This window comes from Kocuria sp. MNB10, assembly GCF_054073685.1.
Map to the genome: position 1 here is coordinate 764524 of NZ_CM133411.1, position 15510 is coordinate 780033.

Annotated in this window: 14 protein-coding genes; 7 read left to right on the forward strand and 7 right to left on the reverse strand. The window is 68.1% G+C overall.

Annotated elements, in window-relative coordinates; all coding sequences use genetic code 11:
* Positions 1–43: 43 nt before the first annotated feature.
* On the reverse strand, positions 44–1348 hold the full coding sequence (serS, locus tag ACW9PK_RS03370; protein WP_064847366.1) for a serine--tRNA ligase: 1305 nt from the start codon (positions 1346–1348) through the stop codon (positions 44–46).
* A gap of 126 nt (positions 1349–1474) precedes the next feature.
* On the opposite strand from serS, the gene ACW9PK_RS03375 reads away from it, so the two are divergent.
* A complete protein-coding gene (locus ACW9PK_RS03375) occupies positions 1475–2416 on the forward strand; it encodes a diacylglycerol/lipid kinase family protein (protein ID WP_144932075.1) in 942 nt (313 codons plus the stop codon).
* A 141-nt stretch (positions 2417–2557) separates the two neighbouring features.
* Here the strand turns inward: ACW9PK_RS03375 and ACW9PK_RS03380 are convergent, their stop codons facing one another.
* From ACW9PK_RS03380 to ACW9PK_RS03395, 4 genes are all read right to left on the reverse strand, one after another.
* The gene (locus ACW9PK_RS03380; protein WP_368844809.1) at positions 2558–3952 is read right to left on the reverse strand and encodes a GntP family permease; all 1395 of its coding nucleotides are present in this window, start codon (positions 3950–3952) and stop codon (positions 2558–2560) included.
* A 5-nt stretch (positions 3953–3957) separates the two neighbouring features.
* Complete coding sequence (pheA, locus tag ACW9PK_RS03385) at positions 3958–4959, reverse strand: prephenate dehydratase (RefSeq protein WP_193520067.1); 1002 nt, start codon at positions 4957–4959, stop codon at positions 3958–3960.
* Entirely contained in the window at positions 4956–5291 is a 336-nt protein-coding gene (locus tag ACW9PK_RS03390) for a rhodanese-like domain-containing protein (protein ID WP_064847362.1), read from the reverse strand. Before ACW9PK_RS03390 ends, pheA begins: the two co-directional genes overlap by 4 nt.
* Positions 5292–5394: 103 nt before the next feature.
* Complete coding sequence (locus tag ACW9PK_RS03395; protein ID WP_457016499.1) at positions 5395–5766, reverse strand: hypothetical protein; 372 nt, start codon at positions 5764–5766, stop codon at positions 5395–5397.
* Positions 5767–5834: 68 nt separating this feature from the next.
* On the opposite strand from ACW9PK_RS03395, the gene ACW9PK_RS03400 reads away from it, so the two are divergent.
* Together ACW9PK_RS03400 and ACW9PK_RS03405 are read left to right on the forward strand one after the other, a co-directional pair.
* Positions 5835–6644, forward strand: a complete 810-nt coding sequence (locus tag ACW9PK_RS03400; protein WP_457016501.1) for an aminotransferase class I/II-fold pyridoxal phosphate-dependent enzyme — start codon at positions 5835–5837, stop codon at positions 6642–6644.
* A gap of 214 nt (positions 6645–6858) precedes the next feature.
* Entirely contained in the window at positions 6859–8487 is a 1629-nt protein-coding gene (locus ACW9PK_RS03405) for an amidohydrolase (protein ID WP_457016503.1), read from the forward strand.
* 132 nt (positions 8488–8619) lie between these two features.
* Here ACW9PK_RS03405 and ACW9PK_RS03410 read toward each other — a convergent pair whose 3' ends face one another.
* Positions 8620–9660, reverse strand: a complete 1041-nt coding sequence (locus ACW9PK_RS03410; RefSeq protein ID WP_457016505.1) for an Lrp/AsnC family transcriptional regulator — start codon at positions 9658–9660, stop codon at positions 8620–8622.
* A gap of 367 nt (positions 9661–10027) precedes the next feature.
* On the opposite strand from ACW9PK_RS03410, the gene ACW9PK_RS03415 reads away from it, so the two are divergent.
* Positions 10028–10150, forward strand: a complete 123-nt coding sequence (locus tag ACW9PK_RS03415) for a hypothetical protein (protein ID WP_457016507.1) — start codon at positions 10028–10030, stop codon at positions 10148–10150.
* A gap of 215 nt (positions 10151–10365) precedes the next feature.
* Complete coding sequence (locus tag ACW9PK_RS03420; protein ID WP_167318837.1) at positions 10366–10596, forward strand: MFS transporter; 231 nt, start codon at positions 10366–10368, stop codon at positions 10594–10596.
* 105 nt (positions 10597–10701) lie between these two features.
* Here ACW9PK_RS03420 and ACW9PK_RS03425 read toward each other — a convergent pair whose 3' ends face one another.
* Positions 10702–12078: an NAD-dependent succinate-semialdehyde dehydrogenase gene (locus ACW9PK_RS03425; RefSeq protein ID WP_457016509.1), complete on the reverse strand. Its 1377-nt coding sequence runs from the start codon at positions 12076–12078 to the stop codon at positions 10702–10704.
* 276 nt (positions 12079–12354) lie between these two features.
* On the opposite strand from ACW9PK_RS03425, the gene ACW9PK_RS03430 reads away from it, so the two are divergent.
* Together ACW9PK_RS03430 and ACW9PK_RS03435 are read left to right on the forward strand one after the other, a co-directional pair.
* Entirely contained in the window at positions 12355–13803 is a 1449-nt protein-coding gene (locus ACW9PK_RS03430; protein WP_457016511.1) for an APC family permease, read from the forward strand.
* A gap of 103 nt (positions 13804–13906) precedes the next feature.
* The gene (locus tag ACW9PK_RS03435) at positions 13907–15382 is read left to right on the forward strand and encodes an NAD-dependent succinate-semialdehyde dehydrogenase (protein ID WP_035959265.1); all 1476 of its coding nucleotides are present in this window, start codon (positions 13907–13909) and stop codon (positions 15380–15382) included.
* Positions 15383–15510 lie beyond the last annotated feature (128 nt).

A 15510-nucleotide genomic window follows, 5' to 3' on the forward strand; every position in this document is an offset into this window, starting at 1 on the left:
GTCTTGCGATGGACCGCCCGGTGACGGGAGCGTGAAGTTCCCGTCACCCGACCGGGCGCAGGACCTCCTGGCCGCGCAGGTACGGGCGCAAGATCTCGGGGACGACCACGGAACCGTCCTGTTGCTGATGAGTCTCGAGGATCGCCACGAGCCAGCGGGTCGTGGCGAGCGTCCCGTTGAGCGTGGCCACCGCGCGGGTCCCGCCCTTCTTGGTCCTGCCCTGGGCGTCCGTGGTCTCAGGCAGGCGTTCCCGGATGTTGAGCCGGCGCGCCTGGTACGTGGTGCAGTTGGATGTGGAGGTCAGCTCACGGTACTTGCCCTGGGTGGGGATCCACGCCTCGCAGTCGAACTTGCGGGCCGCGGAGGTCCCGAGGTCCCCGGCCGCGGTGTCGATCACGCGGTAGCTCAGCCCACACGCCCGCAACATCTGCTCCTCCCACGCGAGCAACCGCTCATGCTCGGCGGCGGCGTCCTCGGGGTGGCAGTAGACGAACATCTCGAGTTTGTTGAACTGGTGCACGCGGATGATCCCGCGGGTGTCCTTGCCCGCGGAACCGGCCTCGCGGCGGTAGCACGAGGACCAGCCGGCGTAGCGCAGCGGCCCGTCGCTGAGGTCCAGGATCTCGTCCGCGTGGTAGCCCGCGAGCGCGACCTCGGACGTGCCCACGAGGTAGAGGTCGTCCTTGCCCACGCGGTAGATCTCGTCGTCGTGCTCCACGTCGAATCCCGTGCCGTTCATGATGGCCGGGCGCACCAGGTTGGGCGTGGACATGGGGATGAACCCGTTGTCCAGGGCGAGGTCCTGGGCCGCGAGCAACAGTGCCGTCTCGAGGCGGGCGACGTCCCGTTTGAGAAAGTAGAAGCGCGAGCCGGAGACCTTGGCCCCGCGTTCCATGTCGATCCCGTCCAGCAACTCCCCCAGCTCCAGGTGGTCCCGGGGTTCGAAGCCCTCGGCCTCGAAGTCGCGCGGGGTGCCCTCGGTGCGCAACAGGACGAAGTCGTCCTCGCCGCCGGATGGGATGCCCTCCACGATCAGGTTGGGGAACTGGGCCACGAGCTCCTGCTGGGTGAGCTGGGCGGCGTCTGCCTCCGCCTGGGCGGCCTTGACGTCCGCGGCGAGCTGCTTGACCTGGGCGAGCAACTGCTGCTTCTCCTCACCCTGGGCCTTGGCCACCTTCTTGCCGAACGCGTTCTGCTCCGCGCGCAGGGACTCGAAGTCGGTGATCGCCCCGCGCCGCCGGGAGTCCGCCTCCAGGATGCGGTCCACCAGTCCCGCGTCCGCCCCCCGGGCGGTCTGGGAAGCACGGTAGGTCTCAGGGTCGGCGCGCAGGTCGTTGATGTCGATCACCCGTCCAGGGTATCCAACGAAACGCGCGGGTGCGCGATCCGACGTGGAGGCGGCGCCCGGCCCGCGCGCCAGTAGACTGGCCGCGTCCGACAGCCGCCTTTCGAACGATCCAGGAAGGGGACTCCCGTGCCGCAGCACACAGTGGAACCCCAGCGAGTGGCCGTGGTGATCAACCCCATCAAGGCCCAGGCAGACGCAGCACGGGACGCGGTGATCATCGCGTGCCGCAAGGGTGGTTGGGCGGATCCCGTCTTCTACGAGACAGAAGTGGACGATCCCGGGTTCTCCATGGCCCGCGGCGCCGTCGAGGAGGGCGCGGACGTCGTGCTCGCCGCGGGCGGTGACGGCACCATCCGTGCCGTGGGCGAGTCGCTGGCCGGCGGGGACATCCCGCTGGGGCTCGTGCCGCTGGGCACCGGCAACCTGCTGGCGCGCAACCTCAAGGCGGACCTCGCGGACCCGCACCACTCCGTGGACGTGGCGCTGTTCGGGTCCCAGAAGGCCATCGACACCGTGGCCGTGCACCTCGAGACGGACGACGACCGCACCGAGGACCACCGCTTCCTGGTCATGGGCGGCGCGGGTTTCGACGCCCAGATCATGGCCGACACCAAGGACGACCTCAAGGACCTCGTGGGGTGGGCCGCCTACGGCGAAGCCGGCTTCCGGCACCTGTTCAACCGGCCCCGCTGGGCGCGCTACAGCATCGACGACGGCCCCTGGGAGTCCAAGCTCGTGCGCTCCGTGATGGTGTGCAACTGCGGCGAACTCACCGCCGGGTTGGTCCTGGTGCCGGAGGCCAAGATCGACGACGGCGTGCTGGACCTCGTGGTGATGACCCCGCGCTCGCTCGTGGGCTGGCTGGGCATGGTTGCCAAGGTCGCGTTCCGCCACCGCCACGAGCTGCCCGTGATCGACTACCGCAGCGGCAAGAAGGTCCGGGTGGAGTTCCACGAACCCATCGAGTACCAGGTGGACGGCGATCCCCTGGGGCGGATCAAGGCGTTCGAGACCACCATGCACCACAAGTCCCTGCAGGTCCGCGTGCCACCGACCCAGGCCGACTGATCCGCACGCGAACGGCCCGGTCCCTCCTCTCGGAGGGACCGGGCCGTTCGTTCATGCGGGCCTCAGGGCCGACGACGCCGCGCGGGCATCATGTGCCGCACGGGCGCCACGCCCTGCACAGGCGCCACGCACCGCGCCGGCTCAGACCGCGCCTGCGAGTCCGAAGATCACCGCGGCGATCGTGAAGCCCAGCACACCGATGATGGTCTCGAGCACCGTCCAGGTCTTGAACGTGGTGCGCACGTCCATCTCCAGGAACCGGCCCACGAGCCAGAACCCGGAGTCATTGACGTGGGAGAGCACCACGGAACCGGCGGCCACGGCCACGACCATGGCCGCGAGCTGCACCACGTTGTAGTCGGCGGCCAGCACCGCCGGGGCGATCAGACCCGCGGCCGTGGTCAGCGCGACTGTGGCGGAACCCTGCGCCACGCGCATGACCGCGGCGATCAGGAAGCCCGCGATGATCAGGGGGATGCCCAGGTCCGCGAGCACGTCCTCGAGGGCGTTGCCGATCCCGGAGGTGCGCAGCACACCGCCGAACATGCCGCCGGCGCCGGTGATCAGGATGACCGAGCACACGGGGCCCAGGGCGGACTCGAACGTCTTCTCGATCGCGGAACCGCTCACCCCTCGGGCTTTGCCGATGGTCAGCGCGGCGATGATGAGCGTGAGCGTCAGGGCGATGGGCGTCTCACCGATCGCGCGCAGCAGCTCGAACCACGCCTGGGACGAGGTCTCCTCGGAGACCGCTCCGGACTTGGCGAGCGTGCCCAGGCCGGTGTTGAGGAAGATCAGCAGCATGGGCAGCAGCAGCATGGCCACCACGGTGCCCACCGCAGGAGGGTTGCGGACGTCCTCGGCCTGGCCCAGGATCGCGGGGACCGGGAGCTTGATCCGGCGCCCCGAGAACTTGCCGAACAGGTAGGAGGAGACGTACCACGTGGGGATCGCGCAGATCAGGCCCACCAGGATGATGTAGCCCACGTTCGCCTCGAAGAACGTAGCGGCGGTGACCGGACCCGGGTGGGGCGGCAGGAACACGTGCATCACGGAGAACGCGCCCACGGCGGGCAGCGCGTACGTGAGCACGCTGCCGCCCAGTCGGCGTGCGACCGAGAAGACCACGGGCAGCATGACCACCAGACCGGCGTCGAAGAAGATGGGGAAGCCGAACAGTAGGGAGGCCACACCCAGGGCCAGCGGCGCGCGCTTCTCCCCGAACGCGCGGATGAGTCGGTCCGCGAGCACCTGGGCGCCGCCCGAGGTCTCGAGCAAGCGGCCCAGCATGGCTCCCAGCCCTACGAGCAGCGCCACGCTGGCGAGCGTATTACCGAAACCGTAGAGCAGGACGGGCACCACCTGGGAGGTGGGGATGCCCGTGGCGAACGCCGTGAGCGCCGAGATGATGATCAGCGCGAGGAAGGCGTGCACGCGGAATGTGATGATCAGCACCAACAACACTGCGATGGCCGCCGCCGCGATCAGCAGCAACGGCCCGGCTGTCAGTGTCTGACTCCAGCCCTCGATCTCCATGGACGTCAATGTCCTTTCAGGTTGTTGACCCACGAACGGGCCTGGATGAAGGCGGCGTCGCTGTAGTGCTTGGCCACGTGGACCGCGCGCCCGTCGGCGCGGGGGTAGGACCCGAGGAACCGGGTGCGGGGGCAGATCCGGCGCACACCCATGAGGGCTTCGGAGACCCGGTCCTCCCGGATGTGGCCGTCGATGTCCACCGAGAAGAAGTAGTCGCCCAGGTGGGTGCCCGTGGGGCGGGACTCGATGCGGGTCAGGTTGACCCCGCGCGTGGCGAACTGCTCGAGGATCTCCAGCAGCGCCCCGGGACGGTCCTCCCACAGCGGGATCACCAGGGACGTCTTGTCCGCCCCGGTGGGCTCGGGCATGGGTGCATCTGGGCGGGCCACGAGCACGAAACGCGTGACCGCGTGCTCGTTGTCCCCGATGTCCTCGGCCAGCACGTTCAGCTCGGGGTGGCGCTGCACGACCACGGGGGAACACACGCCGGCGTCGTAGCCCAGGCCCTCGGTGCTCACCCCGCCCGTGCCGTCCAACATGTCCATGGCCGAGGCCGCCGTGGAGGACGCGGGGACGTAGCTCACGCCTGGGAGGTTCTGCTCGACCCAGCCGCGGATCTGCGCCCAGGCGTGACTGTGGGTCGCCACGGCGTGGACGTCGGACAGGCTCACGCCCGGCGGGGCCACGAGGACGAACTGGATGGGCACCAGGATCTCGCGCAGGATCCGCAGTTCGGCACCGAAGGAGACGTCGTCGAGCGTGGCGGTCACGCCGCCCTCCACCGAGTTCTCGATGGGCACCACGGCGGCGTCCACACGTTCCTCTCGAACGGCCGCGAGCGCGGCCGGGACGGAGCTCATGGGGGTGCACGCGGCGTCGTCGACCCCCGGGACCTGCCTCAGTGCCGCCTCGGTGAACGTGCCCTCGGGGCCCAGGAAGGCGTACTCACGAGCGCATGGCCCCGGGTCCACAGGACCCGAGGCCACGCCGGACAGTGCTGCGTTCACAGAACGCGCGCCGTTTCCCCGGTCTCGGACACGATGGGCTTCTCCGCGTCCGCCCACGCGCCCATGCCGCCCACCACGTTGACGGGGTCGTACCCGTACTGCGCGAGGTACGCGGTGGCGCGCAGCGAGCGGCCGCCGGAACGGCAGATCACGTAGACGTCCTGGTCCAGCGGGACCTCGTCCGTGCGCTCCGCGAGCTGCGACAGCGGCAGGTGCTGGGCACCGTCGATGTGCCCGGCATCCCACTCGTCCTGTTCGCGCACGTCCAGGATGGGTGCGCCCGCCGGGATCTCGTCCACTGTGGCGGACGGCAAGTTGTTCACGTTGTCCATGGCGTCCCTCGTCGTTCGACTGCTCAGTTCACTCGGACCCCCACCATAGCGGCAGGGCGCGGTGTTCGGCGCCGACGGCGCGGGGTGCCGCGGGCGACGTCGCTCAGCGCACGTCGGTGCCGATCTTGTCGTGCTCGGACGGGTGCGAGCGCCCCAGCTCGGACAGGCCGTGCTTGGCCACGTGACGCGTGGAGATCTCGTAGCCGATGTCGGTGCCCACGAGGATCACGATGCCCGCGATGAGGCTGTAGTACCAGTGCGGGTTGGTCATGCCGAACATGATGTACAGGCTCAGCAGGATCAGGAACGCGAGGCACCCGTAGGTGGTCACGGGAGCGTCGGGCAGCGTGAAGGACACGCCGCGCACCTGACCGTGGGCCGCGAGGTTGCGCAGCGAGCGGGCGCACGCGTACAGCGTGGCGTTCACGCGTGAGAACGCGCTCGTGACCACCGGTTCCCAGAACGGTCTGGGCACCCTCGCCCGCGTGATGATCGATCCGGGGGTACGTCATCCTCGCGGAAGCGCCTTCCTACTCGGGCGCCATGGCCGTGTTCGCGGGCGCCCAGGCGGAGGTCGTCCACGTGGCGATCGACCACGAGGGGCTGACCCCGGACGAACTCGAGGAGACCATCGAGGAGCTCGAGTCCCAGGACCGGCGCATCAAGTTCCTGTACACCATCCCGAGTTTCCAGAACGCGGGCGGGACCATGATGCCGCAGCAGCGCCGCGACCGGATCTGTGAGGTCAGCGCCGCGCACCACGTGCTGATCGCGGAGGACAACCCCTATCGCCTGCTGGGCTTCGAGGGTCAGACCGCCCGTGCCAGGCGCGCGGACGACGAGAACGTGGTCTACCTGGGCTCGGCGTCCAAGATGTTCACGCCGGGTCTGCGCGTGGGCTGGACCGTGAACCCCGATTCGCTTGCCACGATCCCGGGTCTGCAGAGCGAGGCCCCTGTGCTCAGTCCCTCAGTCTTCGCTCAGGAAGTGGTCGCCGGGTGCCTCGAGAAGTACGACTGGAGTTCCGTGCTGGACGAGTACCGCGTGCTGTACGGCAAATGGGCCCAGGCCCTGATAGACGCGTTCGACGAGCACATGCCCGACGGTGTGACCTGGACCCGCCCCGAGGGCGGCTTCTACTCGTGGATCACCCTGCCGCAGGACGTGGACTCCTACAACCTGTGCATGAAGGGCATCGACAAGGGCGTGGTGTTCGTCCCGGGCACCGCGTTCTACACGGACTGCCGCGGTGAGTACGAGGTGCGCATGTCCTTCTGCCACCCCACCGATGGCGAGATCCGCAAGGGTGCGGAGATCTTCACCATCACCCTGAAGAAGGCCATGAACGCCTGATCGGTTCGCCCGAACGCCACGGCGTCGGTGTCAACAATCCTGTGGCCCGGCGCCGTCGTTCTGCCGGGCCGTATCCGCTGCGACCTAGACTGATGGATCGAGGACCGCGGTTGCCCGATCCTTGCACCCCGCTTCGTGGGGGCGCCGTCGCGGGGGTCGGCGCACCATCACGCAACTGTGTCGGCGCCGGGGCCGGCCGTTAGGAGCCCGTTCCATGTTCCGCCTCTTCCACAACGCCACGGTGCACGCCATGAATCCGGCCACCGGATGGACTCCCCAGGCCCAGTGGCACTCCCACGACATGCCCCATCCGGACGCCATCCTGACCTCCGACGACCGCATCGTGGCCGTGGGCGACTACCAGCGGCTCAAGGATCTCGCGCCGCTCGGCACCGAACGTACCGATCTCGGCGGCACCCACGTGCTCCCGGGCATGGGCGACGGCCACATCCACTCGGCCATGTACTCCCGCTCCCTCATCGAGCCGGACATGCGCCACTGTACGTCCCTGGAGTCCGCGCTCGAGGTGCTACGCCCGTTCGTGGAGCGAGGCATGGCGGACGAGTCCATCACGTGGATCTTCGGCGGGCAGTGGAACGTTAACGCGTGGGAGGTCCCCGAGCTGCCGGACCGCCACGCGTTGGACACCGTGGCCCCGGACATCCCTGTGGCCCTGGGGTCCCTGGACTGGCACACCCTGTGGTTGAACTCCAAGGCGCTGCAGGAGCTGGGCCTGGACCGGAACGTCAAGGACCCTGACGGCGGCGAGTTCGTGCGGGACGAGCACGGTGAGCTCACCGGCGTGATCCGGGAGGCCGCGGCCATCCCCATCCGGGACGGGCTCATGCAGTCGGACGTCTCCGGCAACATCGACGACTACCTGCCCCTGGGTCAGCGTGAGCTGCTCAAGCGGGGCATCACATCCATCCACGACATCGACGGCGCGGACTGCCTGTACGCGTACCAGAAGCTGCGCGAACGCGGCGAGCTGGACATCCGCATCCACAAGGTGCTGCGCCAGGAACAGGTCCACGACTTCATCCGGCGCGGGATCCGCACGGCCTCCGGGGACGAGTGGATCTCGATCGGCCCGCTCAAGCTCTTCGCGGACGGCGCCCTGGGCTCGCACACGTGCCACATGTCCGAGGCGTGGCCGGGCACCGAGAACCACGGCATGACGGTCACGTCCCCGCACGAGCTCGAGCACTGGATCGGTCTGGCGGCGTCCGCCGGGATTGCCACGGCCGTCCACGCGATCGGCGACCAGGCCACCACGGAGGTGCTGGACGCGTTCGCCAAGAGTCAGTCGATCGCCCGGGTCTTCGGCCTGCGCCAGCGCGTGGAGCACGCCCAGTACATGAAGCGCTCGGACGTCCCCCGGTTCCGTGAGCTGGGAGTCACCGCGTCCATGCAGCCCATGCACTGCACGGCGGACATCCCCATGAACGACTTCCTGGCCGAGCGCGACCTCGTAGCCTACGGGTGGAACAGTCTGCGCGAGGCCGGCGCCGAGCTCGTGTTCGGCTCCGACGGCCCCGTAGAGGACCCCAACCCGTTCCAGGGCATCCACGCGGCCATCACCCGCACCCGGGACGGGGCGCCCGAGGGCGGGTGGCAGCCCCACGAGCGGCTCCCGCGCGCCGAGACCGTGTACTACTACACCCACGCGGTGGCCCGCGCGTCCTACGAGGAGAACCTCAAGGGCTGCCTGGCCCCGGGGATGCTCGCGGACTTCGTGAGCGTGGACCGCGACATCTTCTCCGAGGACGCCGAGGTCGTGAAGGACACCGTGGTCGAGGCCACCGTGGTGGGCGCCCAGATCCGCTACCAGCGCGCGGACTGACAGCGCGGGGCACAACGACGACGCTCACGCACGTCCCACGGGCGACGTCGCCCGCGTGCGTCCCCGGGCGACGTCGTCCGGGCGGGCGACCCTGCGGCGTCGTACCCCGCGACCGCGCAGACCGACGCGCGCTCAGCTCAGGTGCAGGTGCGGGGCCACGAAGGTCCTGGTGGCGTTACGTTCGTTCTCCAGGACCCAGCCCATGCGCTTGAGCGGGCGCAGGGAGATCACCGATTCCTGGATCTCCACGTCCGAGACGAGACTCTGGATGGCCTGCTCGGCCTCGATGATCTCCTCCACGGAGGAGAGCCACATAACCACCATCATGTTGGAGCGCCCCGTGATGGAGGAGACCACGCGGGTGCGTGGGTCCTTCGCGAGTGCCTCGGCCGCGTCCTCGTGCCGATAAGCATTCAAACGCATGAACCACTGCGCAGTCACGGGGGAGGACGAGAGCCCCTGCACCAGGTCGCAGCGGATGCTCAACAGCCCGGAGGCCAGCACCTTCTGCAGGTAGCGCCGGGCCGTAGCCGGGTGCAGCCCCGTGCTGCGGGCGATCTCCGCGGCGCTCGCGCGGCCGTCACGCATCAGGGCCTCGATCACCGGGCGCTGGTCCTCCCCGAGCGCGGTGGTTGAGGTGGGCAGGGCGGCCTGTTCGGCGGAGGTCCACGCCTGGGCCGCGGCGCGCTGCTCGTCGCTGAGCCGGTCCAGTCGCCACTTGTCGCCTGCTCGGTGCAGGCGTGACGAGAGCATGAGCTGCACCTTGGCCACGCCCGGCACCTGCGAGATCTGTTCCTCCACGAAACGGGACAGCGACTCCAGGTCGTGACTGAGCACGGTCAACCCCAGGTCCGGGGACGGCGCGAACGCCTCCACGGAGATCACCTCGGGCATCGCGGTGAAGGTGTCTACCACGTGAGCCCAGCCTCCCGGATCGCACGAGATCTCGATGAAGCTGAGCTGGTTGCGGGTGTCCGAGAGGTTGACCTGCGCCGTGATCCACGCGATGCCCGAACGTTCCAGCTTCTCCCACCGGCCGGCGAGCGTGGTGGCGTGCGCGCCCAGGATCTCGGCCGCCTCCCCCCACGTGATGCGCGGCGCCCACTGCAGCAAACTGATCAGTTCCTGATCCTGGGGGGAGAGCTCGCTCTTGATGTGGCCGTTGCTCAGCATGGGTCCTCTGTTTCCTGGGCTCGTGGCACGGGTGGCGCCGGGGTGGCGGCGCGGGCGGTGCCGTTCAGCCGTCCCAGGATGGCGGCATGCGACCCGTGGGACGGACGTACTCCCGGGCCCGACCGCGGCTCCCAACGCCCCATGATGAGTGCGAGGACCGTCCGGTGCCAAGTCGTAACCGAGACGTCCGGACACCCGAGTTGAAATAAAATCGATTAAAGCGACCCAAAATTGTAGAAATTTATGTCACACAGTTGGTTATTTGTATCACATCATGCAGAGTTGCTAGCACGCTGCATGACTGTTGCCCACAGTGACGACTTGACAGGGCTGATCTGACCCGCCCTCACCTCTCAGGATGCACGACATGTCTACTTCCACTGCTTCCTCTGAGATAGCCACCGAGACCAACCCCGGCGGCCCGGCGGTCTCCTCCAGGAAAACACTCATGAACACCGGTATCGGCAACGCACTCGAGTGGTACGACTGAAGCAGCTACGCAACGTTCTCCAGCTACTGCGCGCGTGAGATCTTCAACCCCCAGGCCACCGCCCTGCAGGCGAACCTGTTGGCCAACGTGGTCCTGATCATTCCCTGCCGTTGTGGGACAAGCTCTCCGACATCTGGGGCCGGCGTCCGTCGCTGATCATCGGCAATCTGGTGCCGCTGCTGCTGTTCTTCCCGCTCAACGCCATGGTGGGCTAGATGTTCCTCTCCCTGTTCCTGCCCGCCACGAGCGTACGCACCGTGGGCGTGGCCTTCCCGTACGCGGTGGCCGTGGCCATCTTCGGTGGCACCGCCCCGTACCTGCAGAACTGGATCAGCACGCAGTACTCGGCGGGCATGTTCTCGCTGCACGTGTGCCTGCTGCTGGTGGTCTCCACCGTGGTCGCCTCCATCCTGCCCGAGACCAAGGCCAACGACCTGCGGCACTAGGGTCCGCCTTCTCCCGGTACGACGTCGCCCCCGCACCTTCTCGGTGCGGGGGCGACGTCGTCGTACAGGGCCGGGTCCCGGACGTGGAACCCGGCCGCGCGGGAATTACTTCTTGGGGGTATGCAGCAGCTTCTTGTTGGCGAACTCCTCGATGCCGAACGGGCCGAGCTCACGGCCCACACCGGAGCGCTTGACGCCGCCGAAGGGCAGGTCCGGAGCGGTGCCGGTGACCTCGTTGACGAACACCATGCCGGAGTCCACACGCTTGGCGACCTCCAGGGCCTCGGCCTCGTCGGCGCCGAACACGGAACCGCCCAGACCGAACGAGGAGGAGTTGGCCAGCTCGATGGCCTCGTCCACGTCCTTGACCTTGTAGACCACAGCTACCGGGCCGAAGATCTCCTCGGCGTAGGCGCGCATCTCGGGGGTCACGTCCGCGAGCAGCGTGGCCTCCATCCAAGCACCGGGCTTGTCCAGCTTCTTGCCGCCGGCCAGCACCGTGGCACCCTTGTCCACGGCGTCCTGGACCTGCTCCATGATCTCGTCACGCGCGGACACGGTGCACAGCGGGCCCAGGAAGGTCTTCTCATCCGTGGGATCGCTCGGGGTGATCCCCTGCACGGCCTCCGCGAAGTTCTCCACGAAGGTCTCGTACGCGTCCTCGAGCACGATGAACCGCTTGGCGTTGGTGCACGCCTGGCCGTTGTTGTTCATGCGCCCATTCACGGCCTGCTTAACGGTGCGTTCCACGTTCTTATCGTCGAGCACGATGAAGGGGTCCGAACCGCCCAGCTCCAGCACAACCTTCTTGAGGTTCTTGCCGGCGGTCGCGGCCACGGAGGCACCCGCACGCTCGGAGCCCGTGAGGGACACACCCTGGACGGCGGGGTCCGGGATGATGATGTCCGCGATCTGGTCGCTGGACGCGAACACGTTGATGTAGACGTCCTCGGGGAAGCCCGCCTCGTGGAACAGCTCTTCCTGCACCAGCGCGGACTGCGGGACGTTACCGGCGTGCTTGAGCAGGATGGTGTTGCCCAGCATCACGTTGGGGGCCGCGAAACGGGCCACCTGGTAGTACGGGAAGTTCCACGGCATGATGCCCAGCAGGACACCCGTGGAGTCCAGGACCACACGGGCCTCTCCCCCGGTGGAGGGGGTCAGGCTGCGGCCCTTCATGAACTCCTCCGCGTTGTCCGCGTAGTAGTCGTAGATCGCGGCGACGATCTGGACCTCGCCCACGGCCTGCGCGGCCGGCTTGCCCATCTCCTCCGTGAGGATCGCGGCGAGCTCGTCCTGACGCTCGCGGTACAGCTCCGCCATCTTGTGCATCAGCTGTGCGCGCTCGGCCACCGGGACGTTGCGCCAGGAGGAGTACTCCTCGGCGGAACGCTGGACGGCGTCCTTGATCTCCTGATCCGTGGCGGTGTCGAACTTCTTGAGGGTCTCACCCGTTGCAGGGTTGATTGTTGCGTAAGCCATGCTGTCAGCGTATGCCCCGCCACACTCTCACGACATAGCGTTCACCGAGGGCGAGACTTCATGACACCTGCCCCCACCCCGCGCCGTCATTCCCCTCTCTGGCGGGACCTGCTGCCCACCGACGACGCCGCTGCTTCCGCGGCCAAGGGGGCCCAGCGCCGTCGTCCTCCGCCCGCTGTCGATGACACGAACTCGCACATAAGCCCCGGGGGCGCCGTCCGCGCGGACAATGGAGCGCAACAACCTCGACCTCCTCGACATCCCAGGACGGCATGCATGACACACGAACGCCATCTCCCGGAGCACGGCGCAGGGTTCAAGAAGGTCCTGGGGCGGCTGGACGCCATCGCCCTGGGCGTGGGGGCCATGATCGGCTTCGGCTGGGTGGTCCTCACGGGAGGCTGGCTGAACGACGCCGGGACCATGGGCGCGGTGCTCGCCATGGTGGCCGGCGGGGCGATCATGGCCGTGGTGGGCCTGGTGTACGGCGAACTCGTGGCCGCGATGCCCGCCGCGGGCGGTGAGCACAACTACCTGCTGCGGGGCATGGGTGCCAGGTGGGCGTTCATCGGCTCGTGGGCGATCACGGTCGGGTACATCACGATCGTGGCGTTCGAGGCCGTGGCCGTACCTCGCACCGTGGAGTACATCTTCCCGAACCTCAGCCACGTCCCGCTGTGGACGATCGCCGGATTCGAGGTGAACCTCACGTGGGCGCTCGTGGGTGCGCTCAGCGCCGTGGTGATCACGTGGATCAACCTACGCGGTGTGAAGCAGGCGTCCACGGTGCAGGTCTTCGTGATCATCTTCCTGGCGATCGTGGGACTCATGATGGTCTTCGGCGCGTTCACGCGCGGCTCGGAACAGAACATGGAGCCCTTCTTCCACAACGGTGTCTCCGGGTTCTCCCTGGTGCTCGTGGTGGTCCCGTTCCTGTTCGTGGGCTTCGACGTGATCCCGCAGGTCTCCGAGGAGATGCACCTGCCGCCCAAGAAACTGGGCGGCACGATCGTCACCTCCGTGCTGATAGCGACCGCGTGGTACGTGATGGTGATCCTCACCACGTCCTCGGCGATGTCCGCCCATGACCTCGCGAACGCGGACATCGCCGTGGCGGACGCGTTCGGCAACCTCTTCACCTCGGGCGCCATGGCCAACGTGCTGCTTGCCGGTGGCCTGGCCGGGATCCTCACGTCCTGGAACTCCCTGCTCATGGGTGCCTCACGTCTGCTCTGGGCCCTGGGCAACTCCCGGATGCTGCCCCGCTGGTTCGCCCAGCTGCACCCCAAGTACGGGACCCCCTCCAATGCCCTGCTGTTCGTGGGGGCGCTGTCCTTCATCGCCCCGTTCTTCGGCACCGAGATGCTCGGCTGGCTCGTGGACTCCGGCTCACCCTCGATCGTGGTGGCGTACCTGCTGGTGTCAATCGTGTTCGTGATCCTGCGACGCCGCGAACCGGAGATGGAGCGGCCCTACCGGATCGGCGGGAAGCACCACGGCGGTGTGGTGATCGGTGTGCTGTCCGTAGTGCTCTGCCTGGGACTCGCTGTGCTGTATCTGCCCGGGATGCCCGCGGGGTTGGGCACCGCCCCCTACGTGATCTTCGCGCTGTGGTGGGTCCTGGGGTTGATCTTCATGCTGCGCATCCCGCGTGGGATCGCCCCCGGCGCGGACGCCGAGGAGCGGCTCGTGGCAGCGAGCGAGTCACGAACCCGCAGCCGCTGATCGCACCGTTGCGGCCGGGCATACCATGGAGGAAGGGAGCTATGTCCCACGAGTTCGAGACTGCACCGGACCACGCCGAGTGGAGTTCCCAGAAAGGAACCAGATGAGCATCAAAGACCGGGTTTCAGAAGTCCTCGAGGCCACACCCAAGGGCCTCCTGATCAACGGCGAGTGGCGAGATGCCTCCGACGGCGGGACGTTCGACGTCGAGAATCCCGCGACCGGCGAGGTGCTGGCCACGCTAGCCTCCGCGACCGAGGAGGACTCGCGCGCGGCCATGGACGCCGCCGCGAACGCCCAGGAGTCCTGGGCCCGCACGAGCGCTCGCGAGCGTTCCGAGATCCTACGCAGGACGTTCGACCTCGTCCAGGAGCACAAGGACGATCTCGCACTGCTGATGACCCTGGAGATGGGCAAGCCGTTCAAGGAGTCCCAGGGCGAGGTCGTCTACGGCGGCGAGTTCCTGCGCTGGTTCTCCGAGGAGGCCGTGCGTCACTACGGGCGCTACGTGGACACCCCCGAGGGCAACCTCAAGATGATCGTGACCCACAAGCCCGTGGGCCCGTGCCTGCTGATCACCCCGTGGAACTTTCCGCTGGCCATGGCCACCCGCAAGGTGGCCCCCGCGGTGGCCGCCGGGTGCACCATGATCCTCAAGCCCGCGCGCCTGACCCCGCTGACCTCACAGTTCTTCGCGAAGCTCATGATCGAGGCCGGCATCCCCGCGGGTGTGCTCAACGTGGTGTCCTCCGCGTCCGCGTCCAACGTCTCCGGGCCCATCATGGAGGATCCCCGGCTGCGCAAGATCTCCTTCACGGGCTCCACCCCGGTGGGCAAGCAGCTCATGAAGACCGCTGCGGACCGCGTGCTGCGTACCTCCATGGAACTGGGCGGCAACGGCCCGTTCATCGTGTTCGAGGACGCGGACCTGGACAAGGCCGTGGATGGCGCCATGGCCGCCAAGATGCGCAACATGGGTGAGGCGTGCACCGCAGCCAACCGCTTCCTGGTGCACGAGTCCGTCGCGGACGAGTTCTCCAAGAAGTTCGCGGAGAAGCTCGACGCCCTCAAGCCCGGCAACGGTCTCGAGGAGGACACCACCGTGGGTCCCCTGGTCGAGAAGAAGGCCCGCGACAGCGTCGCCGAATTCGTCCAGGACGCGCTCGACAACGGCGCCGAGGCCGTCGTGGGCGGCAAGGCCGTGGACGGACCGGGGTACTTCTTCGAGCCCACCCTGCTGACCGGCGTGACCGAGCAGTGCCGCGTGTTCAAGGAGGAGATCTTCGGCCCCGTGGCCCCCGTGATCACGTTCAAGGACGAGGACGACGCCGTCCGCCTGGCCAACGCTACCGAGTACGGCCTGGCGTCCTACGTGTTCACCGAGGACATCTCGCGTGCCCTGCGCATCGGCGACCGCATCGAGTACGGCCTACTGGGCATGAACGTGGGAGTGATCTCCAACGCCGCGGCGCCGTTCGGCGGCGTCAAGGAATCGGGCCTGGGCCGCGAGGGCGGCGCCGAGGGCATCGAGGAGTACACCACCGTGCAGTACATGGGCATGCCCTCGCCCTGGGCCTGAGCACGCCCGCGCCCGTCTGACGGGAGGAGGGCCCCACGAGGGTCCGAACTCCCGGCACCGGCCGCACACGGACCCGCCTCGGCTGGAGCCCCGGATCACCGGGGCTTTCCGGGGCGGATCCGATTATC

Excerpts from the sequence above, each read along its gene's own strand:
- ACW9PK_RS03380 (WP_368844809.1), bottom strand. The coding sequence starts at position 3,952 with ATGGAGATCGAGGGCTGGAGTCAGACACTGACAGCCGGGCCGTTGCTG.
- ACW9PK_RS03390 (WP_064847362.1), bottom strand. The coding sequence starts at position 5,291 with ATGGACAACGTGAACAACTTGCCGTCCGCCACAGTGGACGAGATCCCG.
- ACW9PK_RS03400 (WP_457016501.1), top strand. The coding sequence starts at position 5,835 with ATGGCCGTGTTCGCGGGCGCCCAGGCGGAGGTCGTCCACGTGGCGATC.
- ACW9PK_RS03405 (WP_457016503.1), top strand. The coding sequence starts at position 6,859 with ATGTTCCGCCTCTTCCACAACGCCACGGTGCACGCCATGAATCCGGCC.
- ACW9PK_RS03410 (WP_457016505.1), bottom strand. The coding sequence starts at position 9,660 with ATGCTGAGCAACGGCCACATCAAGAGCGAGCTCTCCCCCCAGGATCAG.
- ACW9PK_RS03415 (WP_457016507.1), top strand. The coding sequence starts at position 10,028 with ATGTCTACTTCCACTGCTTCCTCTGAGATAGCCACCGAGACCAACCCC.
- ACW9PK_RS03420 (WP_167318837.1), top strand. The coding sequence starts at position 10,366 with ATGTTCCTCTCCCTGTTCCTGCCCGCCACGAGCGTACGCACCGTGGGC.
- ACW9PK_RS03425 (WP_457016509.1), bottom strand. The coding sequence starts at position 12,078 with ATGGCTTACGCAACAATCAACCCTGCAACGGGTGAGACCCTCAAGAAG.
- ACW9PK_RS03430 (WP_457016511.1), top strand. The coding sequence starts at position 12,355 with ATGACACACGAACGCCATCTCCCGGAGCACGGCGCAGGGTTCAAGAAG.
- ACW9PK_RS03435 (WP_035959265.1), top strand. The coding sequence starts at position 13,907 with ATGAGCATCAAAGACCGGGTTTCAGAAGTCCTCGAGGCCACACCCAAG.